Origin of the sequence: Paenibacillus oryzisoli (assembly GCF_050467285.1) — a bacterium.
GTDB classification, from domain to species: Bacteria; Bacillota; Bacilli; order Paenibacillales; family NBRC-103111; genus Paenibacillus_E; species Paenibacillus_E oryzisoli_A.
The window spans coordinates 556,710-570,129 of sequence record NZ_JBCMUN010000009.1; the positions used below are offsets into that span (position 1 = coordinate 556,710).

Annotated in this window: 18 protein-coding genes; 6 read left to right on the top strand and 12 right to left on the bottom strand. The window is 53.4% G+C overall.

Going from position 1 to position 13,420, the window contains the following annotated elements; translation table 11 throughout:
* Positions 1–90: 90 nt before the first annotated feature.
* From ABE504_RS17815 to ABE504_RS17830, 4 genes are all read right to left on the bottom strand, one after another.
* Entirely contained in the window at positions 91–933 is an 843-nt protein-coding gene (locus ABE504_RS17815; RefSeq protein ID WP_430091151.1) for a polysaccharide deacetylase family protein, read from the bottom strand.
* Positions 934–1,025: 92 nt separating this feature from the next.
* The gene (locus ABE504_RS17820) at positions 1,026–1,259 is read right to left on the bottom strand and encodes a hypothetical protein (protein ID WP_430091152.1); all 234 of its coding nucleotides are present in this window, start codon (positions 1,257–1,259) and stop codon (positions 1,026–1,028) included.
* 477 nt (positions 1,260–1,736) lie between these two features.
* Entirely contained in the window at positions 1,737–2,291 is a 555-nt protein-coding gene (locus tag ABE504_RS17825) for a DUF1697 domain-containing protein (RefSeq protein WP_430091153.1), read from the bottom strand.
* A gap of 33 nt (positions 2,292–2,324) precedes the next feature.
* Positions 2,325–2,804, bottom strand: a complete 480-nt coding sequence (locus tag ABE504_RS17830; protein WP_430091155.1) for a GNAT family N-acetyltransferase — start codon at positions 2,802–2,804, stop codon at positions 2,325–2,327.
* 143 nt (positions 2,805–2,947) lie between these two features.
* Between ABE504_RS17830 and ABE504_RS17835 the strand changes: the two genes are divergently transcribed.
* The 5 genes from ABE504_RS17835 to ABE504_RS17855 all read left to right on the top strand — a co-directional run bounded on the left by ABE504_RS17835 (position 2,948) and on the right by ABE504_RS17855 (position 5,761).
* Positions 2,948–3,724 (top strand): threonine/serine exporter family protein, encoded by a 777-nt coding sequence (locus ABE504_RS17835; protein WP_430091157.1) that lies wholly within the window; start codon positions 2,948–2,950, stop codon positions 3,722–3,724.
* Positions 3,724–4,152, top strand: a complete 429-nt coding sequence (locus tag ABE504_RS17840; protein WP_430091381.1) for a threonine/serine exporter family protein — start codon at positions 3,724–3,726, stop codon at positions 4,150–4,152. The genes ABE504_RS17835 and ABE504_RS17840 overlap by 1 nt, the downstream gene beginning before the upstream one ends.
* Positions 4,153–4,307: 155 nt before the next feature.
* Entirely contained in the window at positions 4,308–5,000 is a 693-nt protein-coding gene (locus ABE504_RS17845) for a class I SAM-dependent methyltransferase (RefSeq protein WP_430091158.1), read from the top strand.
* A gap of 267 nt (positions 5,001–5,267) precedes the next feature.
* The gene (locus ABE504_RS17850; protein ID WP_430091160.1) at positions 5,268–5,468 is read left to right on the top strand and encodes a cold-shock protein; all 201 of its coding nucleotides are present in this window, start codon (positions 5,268–5,270) and stop codon (positions 5,466–5,468) included.
* A gap of 62 nt (positions 5,469–5,530) precedes the next feature.
* On the top strand, positions 5,531–5,761 hold the full coding sequence (locus ABE504_RS17855) for a cold-shock protein (RefSeq protein ID WP_430091161.1): 231 nt from the start codon (positions 5,531–5,533) through the stop codon (positions 5,759–5,761).
* Positions 5,762–5,908: 147 nt separating this feature from the next.
* On the opposite strand, the gene ABE504_RS17860 is transcribed toward ABE504_RS17855, so the two are convergent.
* The 6 genes from ABE504_RS17860 to ABE504_RS17885 all read right to left on the bottom strand — a co-directional run bounded on the left by ABE504_RS17860 (position 5,909) and on the right by ABE504_RS17885 (position 10,926).
* Positions 5,909–6,355, bottom strand: coding sequence for a hypothetical protein (locus tag ABE504_RS17860; RefSeq protein WP_430091163.1), 447 nt, complete (start codon positions 6,353–6,355; stop codon positions 5,909–5,911).
* Positions 6,356–6,423: 68 nt separating this feature from the next.
* Positions 6,424–6,762: an ASCH domain-containing protein gene (locus ABE504_RS17865; RefSeq protein ID WP_430091165.1), complete on the bottom strand. Its 339-nt coding sequence runs from the start codon at positions 6,760–6,762 to the stop codon at positions 6,424–6,426.
* Positions 6,763–6,838: 76 nt separating this feature from the next.
* Complete coding sequence (locus ABE504_RS17870) at positions 6,839–7,012, bottom strand: hypothetical protein (RefSeq protein WP_430091167.1); 174 nt, start codon at positions 7,010–7,012, stop codon at positions 6,839–6,841.
* 97 nt (positions 7,013–7,109) lie between these two features.
* On the bottom strand, positions 7,110–8,111 hold the full coding sequence (locus ABE504_RS17875; protein WP_430091169.1) for an aldose 1-epimerase: 1,002 nt from the start codon (positions 8,109–8,111) through the stop codon (positions 7,110–7,112).
* Positions 8,112–8,245: 134 nt separating this feature from the next.
* Positions 8,246–9,733 (bottom strand): L-arabinose isomerase, encoded by a 1,488-nt coding sequence (gene araA, locus ABE504_RS17880; RefSeq protein ID WP_430091171.1) that lies wholly within the window; start codon positions 9,731–9,733, stop codon positions 8,246–8,248.
* 92 nt (positions 9,734–9,825) lie between these two features.
* A complete protein-coding gene (locus ABE504_RS17885) occupies positions 9,826–10,926 on the bottom strand; it encodes a GntR family transcriptional regulator (RefSeq protein WP_430091173.1) in 1,101 nt (366 codons plus the stop codon).
* A 157-nt stretch (positions 10,927–11,083) separates the two neighbouring features.
* Between ABE504_RS17885 and ABE504_RS17890 the strand changes: the two genes are divergently transcribed.
* The gene (locus ABE504_RS17890; protein WP_430091175.1) at positions 11,084–11,587 is read left to right on the top strand and encodes a hypothetical protein; all 504 of its coding nucleotides are present in this window, start codon (positions 11,084–11,086) and stop codon (positions 11,585–11,587) included.
* An 849-nt stretch (positions 11,588–12,436) separates the two neighbouring features.
* Here ABE504_RS17890 and ABE504_RS17895 read toward each other — a convergent pair.
* Positions 12,437–12,703 (bottom strand): hypothetical protein, encoded by a 267-nt coding sequence (locus tag ABE504_RS17895; protein ID WP_430091177.1) that lies wholly within the window; start codon positions 12,701–12,703, stop codon positions 12,437–12,439.
* Positions 12,669–13,415: a lipase family protein gene (locus ABE504_RS17900; RefSeq protein WP_430091178.1), complete on the bottom strand. Its 747-nt coding sequence runs from the start codon at positions 13,413–13,415 to the stop codon at positions 12,669–12,671. The genes ABE504_RS17895 and ABE504_RS17900 overlap by 35 nt, the downstream gene beginning before the upstream one ends.
* Between the last annotated feature and the right edge of the window lie 5 nt (positions 13,416–13,420).

Below are 13,420 nucleotides of genomic sequence, written 5' to 3' on the forward strand. Positions count from 1 at the left end.
CGACTCCTTACACGGTATTTTATTGAAATTCTCATAAGCACGTATCTCTTATACGATTATACTCAAAAATCCAAGTAAATCCACTGCATTTCAGAAAGCGTTCATATGAAATGACAAGTTTGGAACCCAAGCTTCTTTCCCTTCCGCAAAATCGCGATCCGTCAGCTTCCTCACCCACGTCTCAAACGAGTCCTCGCTGCGGACGACGATCCGCTTTAGCTTATAAGGATTTTGCCGGTTCGTTGCCCACCCATCGTCCGTTGAAAACGCGTAGCGGAAACCGTTTTTCCGCAAAATGCGGAGCGTCGTCCGGTTGTACTCCCCATATGGATATGCAAAAACCCGCGCGGGCTTGCCCAGCACCGCTTCGATCTTCCGGCGCGCGTCCATGATCTCCGCGCGCTGGTGCGCTTGATCGAGCTTGGGCAGATGCGAATGCGTCACCGTGTGCGGCATGACGTCCCAGCCTGCCTCCGCAAGCTCGCGAACCTGCTGCCAGCTCAGATAGCCTGGCAGGTCAATCAGCCCCGTCGACAGAAACAACGTCGCCGGGAAGTGATGTTCGCGGAGAAGCGGCAGCGCCGTCTCCGCGTTGTTGGCATAGCCGTCATCGAACGTGAGCAGCACGGGCTTGTTCGGTGACGGCATCTGGCCCGCGAGCACACGGACGAAGGCGTCCAGTGTGAGCGGGGTGAAGTGCTGCGCGGCCAAGTAGTTCATTTGCCGCGCGAACGCATCGGGGTGGAGCACGTACGGATTCCCGTGCTCCATCCCGATGCTGTGGTAGTTCAGCACGGGGATGGCCGCCCCGTGCTCCGCCCGGCCCGCCGCCGCGACGGGCCGCGCTAGTGTCAGCGCTGCTGCTGCGCAGAGCAGCGCCAGTATCGTGAAGGCTGCGATGTATGTCGCAGCCGGTCTCGTTCTTCTTCGCATAGCTTTCACCCGCTTCGTCGAATTGAGCGGCGCCGCTACCCCCACGCGGCTTGTCGCAGCGTGGCGGCAGCCTGCCGGTGGTCGCTCTGAGCTTACGGCAGCGTGATGCCGGCCGACGACTCTTTGCTGACAGGCAGCGCCGCTTCTCTCCTCTCAGGCTTTCCCGCCCGACGCGGGACTATGCAAATCTTGGCATAATCGCTCCAATCCGGACAATTGGGCAGAAATCCTACCTGTTCACCGGTTACTCCGTTGCTGAACTGGAAAAGCTCCCGCTTATGAACTGTCTTTTCGCATAAATGGGCATCTGAACTGGATTTTTCCATCTCATTTGAAATTCCCCTATTTCTAAGGAAATCTCTGAAATAAACTGGAGGTTTTCCAGTTCAGGAAGCTCTCTGTCGCCGATTCGGCACAATGAACTGGAGAAATTCCAGTTGAGCGTATGGGGAGTGTTAGAAGCGCGTTGAAATCCATCAACTATATGAATGACAAGAGAGCGCAGAGAGCGCATGGTAGCTCCCCCCTCCCTAAGCTGCCTCCAAAACCTGCAAATAAGCATCTTTTCTGCGCAAATCGCCTCGGTTTTCGAAAATGCCTGCGCAGAAGCAGGCTTTTATCTCCATTTCCGCTCATTTGGAGGAAACTCGCATAAAAACCTGCCATTTCGCAGGCATTCAGCCAAATGAGCCCCATTTGCAAAAAAAGCCTGCTTTATCGCAGGTTTTTCAAGTTAACTCAGCCGATTTATCTGCCTCTGCCGCTTACAACTGCCATCCCATCCAGCGCCAACTAGCCCCGACCTACTCTGTCGCTTCAGCTAATTGAATCAGCCGGTTGATCGTCTCCCAGTTCCGCGTCGTGGCGGAGACGCCGAGCTTCTTCTCCATCGTCTGGTTACTGAGCTTCGTATCACCGTAGCGCTGGCGAACCAGCACGTAGACGGTCCTGTCCACGACGACGAACGCATCCTCCCCGCTCTGCACACCCTGCAGCTTCGCTAATCCAGCTTCTGATGGCGGCTGCGCTAGCAGCGTCACATACACTTGCGGCTCTGACGCAGCTCCCTTCTGCGGAAGCGGCCAAGGCAGGCCCGCAACGATAGCCCGCAGCTCTGCGGGCGTCCGCACGAGCACCGGGATATCGTAGCCAAGCTGAGCGAGCAGCGCTTCGTGAATTGTTGACTCAAGCCCCTCAGCCAGCTGCGATCCCGCCCGAAACACCACATTGCCGCTTTGAATATAGGTGGCGACATCCGTATAGCCCAACCCTTCAAAAAGCTGGCGCAGCCTGTCCATTTTCACCGATTTCTGACCGCTGACATTGATGCCGCGAAGCAATGCAATATAGACACTCATGTTGATCGCCTCCATCCAAAAAATTACTGAAAATTATACCACACTTTCCGCCCCGCCGATGGCTTTCTCGAAGCAGAGGGAACTTGCGCATGCCACATATTCCCCAAACCTTGGGATAGGATAATAGCCATGTTTCATATATAGGGCAAGCGCCTCCGGTTGCGGGGCTCCCGCTTCCAGGCGAATCCAGCGTCTGCCCTGCCGCAGCGCCTCCCCTTCCAGAAAAGCAAGCAGCCTCGACGCAACCCCCTGCTTCCGGTACGCCGGATCGACAAAGAAGCGCTTGAGCTCCGTGCTCTCCTCATCCATCGGCCGCAGCGCGCCGCAGGCCACAGCTCTATCGTCAATGTAGCCGACGGCAAATTTCATCGTTTTCACATAAGCCGCATGAAAGTCCACGACAAATATATCTTCTTTCGGATAGCGCAGCATCAAATCGTCGTCCAACTTGGCAATTAATGCGTGCAAATCCGGATCGGTATCGGGCACGAAGAATAGTTTTAACTCCAGCATTACCGGGCCTCCCATGAACTCTCTTATCTAGCAAAATAAATTTCTCTCTATCGTAACTGAACTATGTTCAATTTTCAATTTTCATTAGATCCCCCAATCCGATATACTTGAGCGTAGTATCGCAAAAAGAAAGGACGTCCCTCATGTCTCAGCCCGCTCCATCCAACGACAACATCGCCCAAGTCTGCCTGCTGGCAGGTAAAATCATGCTTGAAAGCGGTGGCGAAACGTACCGCGTGGAAAGCACGATGAACCACGTCGCAGGCGCATTCGGCGCCGACCATTCACATAGCTACGTGACGCCGACGGGCATTATTTTTGCCATTGACGGCAGCTCGCCGATCACTCGGCTAATCCGTATTTCCACTCGCTCAACCGACCTGCGCAAAGTGACGCTCGTCAATGCGATCTCGCGTCGGATCTCGCAAGGCGAGCTCCAACCGGACGAGGCGATGCGCGAGTTGACGGCCGTCGATCAAGACCAGACGAGGTATCCCGTCTGGTTTCAGATTCTGGCAGCGGCCTTGGCCAGCGGCTGCTTCCTGATCATGTTCCAGGGCCTGTGGGCGGATTTTGCGCCCGCGTTCGTCACCGGCGGCGCCGGGCTCCTGGCGTTGACTTATTTCCACCGCCTGCTGCCGATCAAGTTTTTCGCGGAGTTTCTCGCTTCGCTGCTGATTGGCGCCGTCGCCTACCTCTTCGTCCGCACGGGGCTCGGGCAGGAGTTGAACACGATCATTATCAGTTCCGTCATGCCGCTCGTGCCCGGATTGCTCATTACGAATGCCGTCCGCGACTTGATGGCGGGCCATTTCGTCTCCGGCGTGTCCAAAGGCGCAGAAGCGTTCCTGACCGCATTTGCGATCGGAGCCGGCATTGCCCTTGTGCTATCCCTCTATGCAGGAGGTTATGCAGCATGATGCTTATGGAACAGCTCGTGACGAGCTTTATCGCAACGGCAGCGTTTGCCATTTTGTTCAACGTGCCCCGAGGCACCCTGCTGCAATGCGGGTTCGTCGGCATGCTGGGCTGGGTGCACTACACGCTGATGACGCAGTACGCAGTCGATACGATTTTGGCGACGCTGCTCGCATCGTTCAGCGTGACCTTAGTCAGCCATTTATGCGCCAAAGCGTTCAAAATGCCGGTTATCGTCTTCAGCGTCTCCGGTATCATTCCGCTCGTGCCCGGCGGTCTTGCTTACGACGCGATGCGCAACGTAGTGCTTCACCATTATGACGTTGCGGTACAGCTGGCGGTTCAAGCCTTCCTGCTCTCCGGCGCCATCGCGATCGGCCTTGTTTTCTCCGAAGTGCTGAATCAACTGCTGCGCAAACGTGAGGCTTAACTGCTCTGGAACTATATCATAACACTATAGCGAAATGACTGTTTATAATTTTTGCCTATAAGCTTTATCGGAACTATATCTTGGATTTCCTGCGCCGTACCTTCTACAATGAACACATTACCACTATCAGGGAAACGAAATGGAGCTGATTTTCCATGAATGAACACGATCACGCGAGAATTTTGAGCAAGTTTAACGAAGTCGCCGAAAAATACGACAGCCAACGCAGGAAGCTGATTCCTTGCTTTGACGGCTTTTATCAAAGCGCAACGGCCCTTGTCCAAACTGCGTCCGAGCACCCTCGTATCCTTGATCTCGGTGCTGGTACCGGCTTGTTTTCATCGTATGTCTACACCAAATATCCGCAAGCCGCATTCACGCTCATCGACCTGTCCGTCGGCATGCTGGACAAAGCGAAAGAACGCTTTGACGGCATTCCTTCCGACATCACGTATATCGCAGAAGATTATACGAAGTTTACTGGAGACGCACCTTTTGACGCGGTGATCTCCTCTCTCTCCATTCATCATCTGGAGGATAGTGAGAAGCAGGCGCTGTACCATCATATTTACGGGCTGCTGAAACCTGGCGGCGTCTTTGTCAATGCCGATCAAGTGCAAGGCAAAACGCCTTATATCGACGAGCTGTATCGTTCAGACTGGAAGGCGAAAATCGAGGCGACCGACCTCACGCGTGACGAACTTAATGCCGCTTACGAGCGGACGAAGCTCGACCGCATGGCGCCGCTGGACGATCAGCTGGGGTGGCTGCGCGAGTGTGGGTTTGCGGATGTGGATTGCGTGTTCAAGTCCTATAATTTTGTCGTGATGTACGGGCGCAAGCTGTAAAGATTAACGGATTCGCCGTCCCTTCGGGGACGGCAGCGTTTGCGAGCAGCATAGAGCTGCTTCGAGAATGCGCTAGCCTCTGGGAGCATGGGTTTAAATAAATTGCTTTGCTTATCACACGATTGTGTGCTAGTATTAGATTATAAATAGCTTGAACATAAACTCACATATTGAAAAGTGATCATTTGTGTAATGGTGCCCTTTTCAATGTGCGAGTTTTTTTATTTTGAAAAAGCATGTTAATAACAATTTGGAGGTAATTTAATTATGGAAACAGGAACAGTGAAATGGTTTAACGCAGAGAAAGGTTTTGGATTTATCGAAATGGAGGGCGGAAATGACGTATTCGTTCATTTCTCCGCGATTCAAGGGGACGGCTTCAAATCGTTGGACGAAGGACAACGCGTTGAATTTAATATAGCTCAAGGCAACCGCGGTCCTCAAGCTGAAAATGTTGTAAAACTGTAATTCATAGTGAACTGTCCTAAACACATGTTGAGGGCAGTTTTTTTATCTAAGGAGGAGAAACTATGTATTTTCGTAAAAAATCTTCAGAGGATCTCGTTCAAGAAAACACGAAAATATGGGCATGCAAAAGAGAAGGTTGTAATGGGTGGATTCGGGACAATTTTTCGTTCGAACACGTCCCAACTTGTCATCTCTGCCTTTCTCCCATGATTAGCAGCTTGAAAATGCTCCCTATCGTTTCTAACTCCAATAAAAATATGAAATCTCTTCATAAAGGCAGGCTGATTTCCTAGTTTGTTGCTATCGTGTGACACAAGTTATGAAAGGGATTGACTGTTTGGGGAGGCTGCCTTTTGTTAGGTTGCCTCCTTTACATGGCCTTTTCGAATTTAAGTATCGGAAATTCATTGTGTGGAACGAATCGTAAAAAATATGGGCTTTCACCACAGCGTCGGCTTCGCCACCATGAACCACATCATCGTGAGCGTGATGAGGACATACAAGACCAGCGCCCGGCGCAGCTTGTCCACGATCGACTGGCGTTCGTCATGGGGCGCTTTCAACTGACGCAGCAGTGGGGAGAACGCCCGCGCGATAAAATACAGCGACGCGACCATGATGAGCACCGTCGCCACAATCCAGGACGTCGACCACGTCCACGAGGTCAGCCACGTTAGTATGATGCCGGTCGCAACGAGCACGTGGCCCGCATGCTTCGTCAGCCGAACGGTGATCCGAAACGGCTCCAGGTAGTCCGGCAGCAGCTCGAACGGGGCGGATCTGATTTTGCTTAATAATGGAAACAGAATGAAATAAGGCCCAATGCTTAACACAACGCTACAAATATGTAAATACAGCAGTACAACATACCAAGACAATGCACTCATCCGTTTCTGTACACTTATTGAAAGCAGTGCGCGCCTTCCCGGCTGCGCACTGCTTCGTGTCGTTCATTTTACTCCGCTTGCTCGAATTCGTGCACCCATACCTTCATCTGCGGCAGCCAAGGCATGCCGGGATGCATAGACAGAATGCTGTCACGATACTCCTCAACCGTCTCATGACCTTCCATCTTGGCGTGTTCAACCGTCAACTCGCCCAGGCTTTGCTGGTAGACATTCGTAACGACAAACGATTTGCCCTCAAGCTCCATGATCTCACCGATGTCGGCATAACGTCCGTTGCGGCGGCAAGCTGTTTTCTGGCCCGCAAGTACCTTACTTACCTCCGCTTCTTTCGTAACGAGCCGATCAATGGAACATGTCTTTGGCGGTAATGCTTCATTCACATTCATGCGTATTCCCTCCTTTTACCAGACCCCATTATAGCGAATAAACCGCAGGTAGCGCAAGCAACGCTCAAGTCACCGGCTACTCACGCAGCGCCTCCTTGAGCTTTGTCGCCATCGTGTCCATTGCATGGCTTGCCGGCCGCTTGGCTCCGCGCAACTTAGCGATTTCCTGCTTCAAACGGTCATTCTCCGCGGTCAGTTCCAGCACTTTGGCCACCAACTCCGCTTTATCAAGCTCATTCCAGTTGTGCATTTGACGTCCCCCTTTACAATCGAATACCCCCTTGAATGCACCGGCGCCGTGAAAGCACTTCTGCATGCATAAAAGGGGGCTGAAACTGCCTTATCGTTTATTGACCTGCAGGAATCGCGTACAATCTGGACGATTCTTCCCAAATCTCGCCCGGTGCAAGGGATGCAAGACCAATTTGGTTAGCCGGCAAATTCACGTTCGGCGCATTGACCAGGTTGATTTGCGGCTCCGGACAGAACCACCCTTCCTGCGCGCCGTTGTTGTAAATCATCCACTGCTTGTAAGACGTGCCGATGTCATAGATCAGCTTGACGCCGTTCCGGCTGTCCGTCAGCGCCATGAAACTGCGGTTGTTTTGCGGCAGCGTTGTGTAGTGGTTGTCCATGGATTCGAAAAACGGCGACAATCCGCCGACTTTCATCTTCTCCTCATCAGCCGAAAGCGCTTGAAAATCGCCCGTCGGCAGCATACGCTCATTCAGGTGCCAGCGTTCGCCGATCGTCATTTGGAACGTATAATCGGATGCCGCGCTGTTTGACGCAAATGGCGTATTCAGCGTCGTGTGGAACGCGAGCAAGCAAGGCATCGCTTCCTTACCTTCATTATGTACGGAAACTTGCTGCTGCAAACCGAGCGCCGACAGCGTGTAGGTTAAGCGGATCGTAAATTCAAAAGGCAGAAACGCGTGCACGGAGTGCCCTTCTCTAACCTGCAAAGCAAGCGTTACTCGGCTCTCTGTCTCGTCACTGCTGAACTTTTCAACCTGCCAAGGAATGTAATGCACAAAGCCGTGCAGATGATTGCCTGTCTTCGCTTCATTCACCGGCAGCTGATACACCTTGCCGTTCCATGGAAACTTGCCGTCTTCATAGCGGTTCGGCGGGAAAAGCACCGGAATTCCGTGAACGACCGGACGCGCTTTAAACGCTTCCATTTCTTCCGCTCCTGGCTCTCTCAGAAAGTTGTATTGATTCTCTGTATCTCGAAATGCGATGAGATTCGCGCCTACTTCAGGCAGCACCGCCGCTTCGTAACGTCCTGCTTGCAGCCAAATCACGGGCTCACCGTGGAATGTACCTTGAAAAGCTTTCGTCGTCATCCTCTACGTTCTCCTCCTGAAATTCCAAATGAGAGCAAGACCCTGGACGGGCCATGCTCTCATTTTACTTTAGCCCATCGGCTTTCCCGAAGTCAATGGACATAAATTATGGCGATATTGATAAATGTGACATTTTATTTCGTATAAATGGCTTCGTTCCAACGCAGCTCGTTGCGGAATTGTTGAACCGACGTGTTTTTGTTGATAACGGCCACTTCAATCCCCGCGAGCTCGGCGAAATCGATCAACTGCTCGGTGCTGACCTGGTATGAAAATACAGTGTGGTGCGCGCCCCCACCGTAAATCCACGCTTCTGCAGAATCGCGCAGCGACGGCTGCGGCTTCCAGAGTACGCGGGCGACCGGCAGCTTCGGCATCGCCTGCACCGGCTGAACGGCGTCCACTTCGTTGATCAGCAACCGGAAACGGTGCCCCATGTCGATCAGCGAAGCGTTAAGCGCTGCGCCGGAAGCGCCGTCGAAAACGAGACGTGCAGGATCGGCTTTGCCGCCGATACCAAGCGGATGGACTTCCACCGTCGGACGAGTCGCCGCAATCGTCGGGCAAATCTCCAGCATGTGCGCACCCAGCACGAGCTCTTCGCCCGGCGCCATATGGTACGTATAATCTTCCATGAACGACGTACCTTTGTTGCCCGCCATCACTTTCATGACACGCGTCAGCGCCGCCGTCTTCCAGTCGCCTTCCCCGCCGAAGCCGTAGCCCTGCGCCATCAAACGCTGTACGGCAAGTCCCGGAAGCTGCTTCAGCCCGTGCAGGTCTTCGAAGGTCGTCGTGAACGCACCGAAACCGCCTTCCTGCAAAAAGCCTTTCAGCCCCAGCTCGATTCTCGCCTGCTCGCGAATTGCATCGCGAACTGGGCCATCTGCACGTCCCGCTTCTGCTATCGTGTACAGCTCGCTGTATTCCTGCATCAAACGATCGACTTCCGCTTCCGAGATGTCGTTCACGCGCTGCACGAGATCACCTACGCCGAAGCCGTTCACCGACCAGCCGAACTTGATCTGTGCCTCGACCTTATCGCCTTCCGTCACCGCTACATGGCGCATGTTGTCGCCAAAGCGCGCAACCTTCAAATTGCGGCTTTCCATGTAGCCCGCCGCCATGCGCATCCAACCGCCGATCCGTTCCAGCACAGCCGGGTCTTCCCAGTAGCCGACAACAACCTTGCGAGCCACACCCATCCGCGTGCCGATGAAACCGTATTCACGATCGCCGTGCGCCGCCTGATTCAAGTTCATGAAGTCCATGTCGATCGTATCCCATGGAATATCGCGATTGAACTGCGTGTGCAGGTGAAGCAGCGGTTTGCGGTACTCTGCGAGGCCTGCAATCCACATTTTGGCCGGAGAGAACGTATGCATCCACGTAATGACTCCTGCGCAGCTGTCGTCCGAAGTGGCATCGAGCAGCAGTCTGCGGATGCTGTCCGGCGTCGTCAGAACGTCTTTAAAGACAATTGGATACGGAATTGCCTCGGATTGCGCAATACCGGTTGTGATTTGCTTGGAGTGATCTTCAACCTGCAGCAGTGTCTCTGGTCCGTACAAGTGCTGAGAGCCGGTAACGAACCAAAACTGTTTATTTTCAAATGAATGCATAGGAATTGCCTCCTTTTAAAAGTTCGAACTCATATCCTCAGTATAGCACTTGTACGTACAAGTTGAAAAGTGGGCAGGCAAAAAAAGAGGAGCTACGCGAATCGTCGCGTAGACTCCCTTACAATCAGCTCTGGCTTATACAGCTTGCCTTGCTTGGGCTGATCTCCTTTGGGCTGCTCAATCATCGAGATGAGCAGCTCCGCCGCCTCCCGGCCAAGCTCCGCTTTTGGGTGCGAGAGCGTCGTCAGCTTCACTTCCGTCGCTGTCGCCAGCGATGAGTCGTCGAAACCGACCATAGACACGTCGGCAGGCACCTGCAAGCCCAGCGAGCGGACAGCTTCCAACAGATGAACGGCGAGTTCATCGTTATAGCAGACAAACGCCGTCGGACAAGCCTGCTCCCGCTTCAGCATGTCCATTGCGGCAGCGAACGGCTTTTGCCACTTCTGCTCGGTCGTGTAGTGCACGACATTCTCCGGCAGCAGCGGAATTTCGTACTGCTGGTGCGCGCGTACGAAGCCTTTTAATCGATTCATCCCCTGCAAGTCATCGATCTTGAAAAAGCCCGCAATCTGCCGATGCCCCAGCTCAATTAAGTGCCGCGCTGCCAGAAAGCCGCCTTCCTCGTCATCGATCATCATGACCGGGCATTGCAGGCCGGAGTACCGCTCGTTGATCATCAAATACGGAATCTCCTGATAATCAAGCGACAAATAATAGCTCAGGTTCGGGTTGCCCTCCGCGCTTTTCGTCGGTTCGATAATAAGCCCGCTCAGCGGCTCACTGAGCATCATCTCCAGACTCTCCCGCTCCCTCGCTTTGTCGTTGTCCGTCGAGGACAGCAGCAGCCTGTAGCCTCTCTCTCTCAGCGCAGCTTCCGCCCCTCGCACAATATTCGGGAAAATATAGTCCGAAATGTACGTGGTGATAATGCCGATCGTCTGTACATCCCTGCCCTTTTCCGCCTGCTGCGGCGTTGACACGAACGTCCCCTTGCCCTGCATGCGGTATAGCCAGCCGTCTTTTTCCAGCTCGCCGAACGTCTGCCGGACCGTTTGCCGGCTCATCATATACTGCTCGGCAATCTCATTCTCCGACGGCATCTGGTCGCCTGGCTTCAGTTTGCCGTTTTGCAGCCACGTCAAAATTTCCTGCTTCAGCTGTATGTATTTCGGTAATTGCTTTTCTGACATGCGGTTCCTCCAAGCCTTGATGGTGAACGTATTATACCATTCCTCCAACTTGTATGTACATATGAACGAGTTTAGAAAATTTTAAGAGATCGATTAGCTTGTGTTAAACTCTGCCTGTTAAGCTAGGGCTAATCTATGAACCAAGGAGCGAATCACAATGCCAACTCTCTCGATGAAGTCGAAAAAATGGCTGCTCAGCCTCCACATTCTATTTTCTGCTATTTTGCTCGGAACCAGTGTCGTCTTTCTTATTCTGAGTATTACAGCCGCTGCTTCCAATGACGCCGGACTGGTGCTTGCCTGCTATCGCAGCATGCACGTCCTTTCGGATACTTCCATCCGAGCCTCGACAATCGGCACCACAGTCACTGGCATTCTGCTTTCCGTCTGGACGCACTGGGGACTTTTCAAACACCGCTGGATTATCGCCAAAGAAGTGCTCACCCTGCTCGTCATCCTGATCGGCCCATTCGGCATGTACCTATGGACGTTACGCGGCATCGAACTTCTTCAGGATACAGGGATTGGCGGCGCGACGCAAGGCGCTTATGTGTCGAACAGCCTGATGTTCTTCGCAGGTATCGGTATACAGATTATCGCGTTGGTCGCGATGTTCCTGCTGTCGGTGTTCAAGCCGGGCGGGAAAAGGGGCCGAGCGTGAGGAGAGGACGGAAAAGACGGTGAGCGAGACAGCTTAGTTAAATCTGCTGTGCCGTGTGGCATGAGGATGCTTGTGCAGCTCTTGCCCGGCGGCAGGTGCTCTCGTCTAGCGTATCACTGTGTACGTTGTGTCATAGCCCTACCTACCCTAGTTGGTGATGGGGGGATTCTGTGGTAAGTGCATGTTACGGAAGCAGGATATCGGCAGAACGCTGATTCTGTGACATCTGCAAGTTTGCGGAAGCGGAATATCGGCAGAACGACGATTCTGTGGTATCTGCAAGTTTGCGGAAGCGGAATATCGGCAGAACGCTGATTCTGTGGTATCTGCAAGTTTCGGAAGTGGAATATCGACAGAACGCTGATTCTGTGGTATCTGCAAGTCGTTTGCGCCAATTCATACTTTTTACCCGGGTGGCTGAGCTATAGAGAATGAGTAAGAATGCCTCCAACTTCCACACAGTTTACGCTGACTGGCTAGTTCTTCCCATGTCCGCTCTGCTTTGCGGAACGATACGCCGCTATTTCAGTATATTTCACCGATTTTAGTGAGGAAGCGGAGCGAGGAAACCTTATTTGGCACTGAATCGGCCATTTCACTCAAAATCGAAGCAAATAGCGACCTCTCGCTCCCTTCGCTCACCCAAACTAGCCGAATCCGTGCAAATAGCAGCACGAGGTTCCGCTATTTTCTGCACACCGCCGCCTCATCCAATGCTCCAGTCCCCCACAGCGCTCTGGACGCTACAACAACCGGGAATGGGCTTTGTGCATCAGCCGAGAAAGTGGAGAGGACTTAAAAAAAGCGAGTCGCCCACAAGGCGACCCGCTCGATTTCATCTGCCGCAGCTTACTTCGCTGCCAAAGCCCCTCTCGCCGCTTCGATCAGTTGATCGAAAATCTCATCGTCCTCCAGCAGCTCCTCAACGGCTTCAATATCCTCTTCCTTACCGGACTCGTTCAAAAAATTCAGAGCATAGCTCCAGTCATTCTTCCCCTTTGGGTCTTGGAGCGTGATTTCGTACGGATGCTCGTGCCCTTTCACCGTAAACGCCACATGCCCAAGATAGCCGTCTTCTTTGCTATGTTCCATCGTTGCTTTCATAATATCCAGCATGAATTGTTGCCTCCTCGCGAGTTTGCAGCCACCGCCAAATGACATCGATGACTGCTTGTAAATTCGTTATTTCCTGCCATCTATAAGGAGCGCCGCTCCGAAAATAATCCGGATGCCCGCCGATCAGCGGCAGGGATATGCGATGAACCGGCGCATGCTTTGTTCGGTGCCAACCCAACGTAAACCATTTGCGCCAGCTTAATCCGCCCCAGGTGCCAAAACGCGGGATCACGTCGCGCCGCCTCGTCTCCGGATGCACGCCCTCGATATTCAGCACCACATCCTGCAGTGCCGCCGGGACCGCGCATCGCGGTGATCCGATCTGGATGACGCCGGCAATCGTGCGCCCCTCCCCCCGCAGCAACTGCGCCGATATCAAAGCCGCCACGGCACCGGCGCTGTGCCCAATGAGCAGGAGGCGTTCGTCTGCTGCAGCGTCCTGCCGAATCAGTCGCGCCATGTCGATGCCGCCAAACTTCGTTGGCCGCCTGTGCGTATGAAGCCACATGTCGCTCGCGATTTCGAAAAGCTGATTCCGCTTCGATCGATGCCAGTCGCCATACGGAAAATGGATGACGGCACGCGCGGAGATCCCCTCCTGCACCAATCGCGCAACCAGCTTATCCGCGAACTCGTCCAGAAAATTGGGCGCTGTCGCAAAGCCGGCCGTCACATAAACCGCCATCGCGGGCTTCTCTGTCTGATGGGTCATCGCTC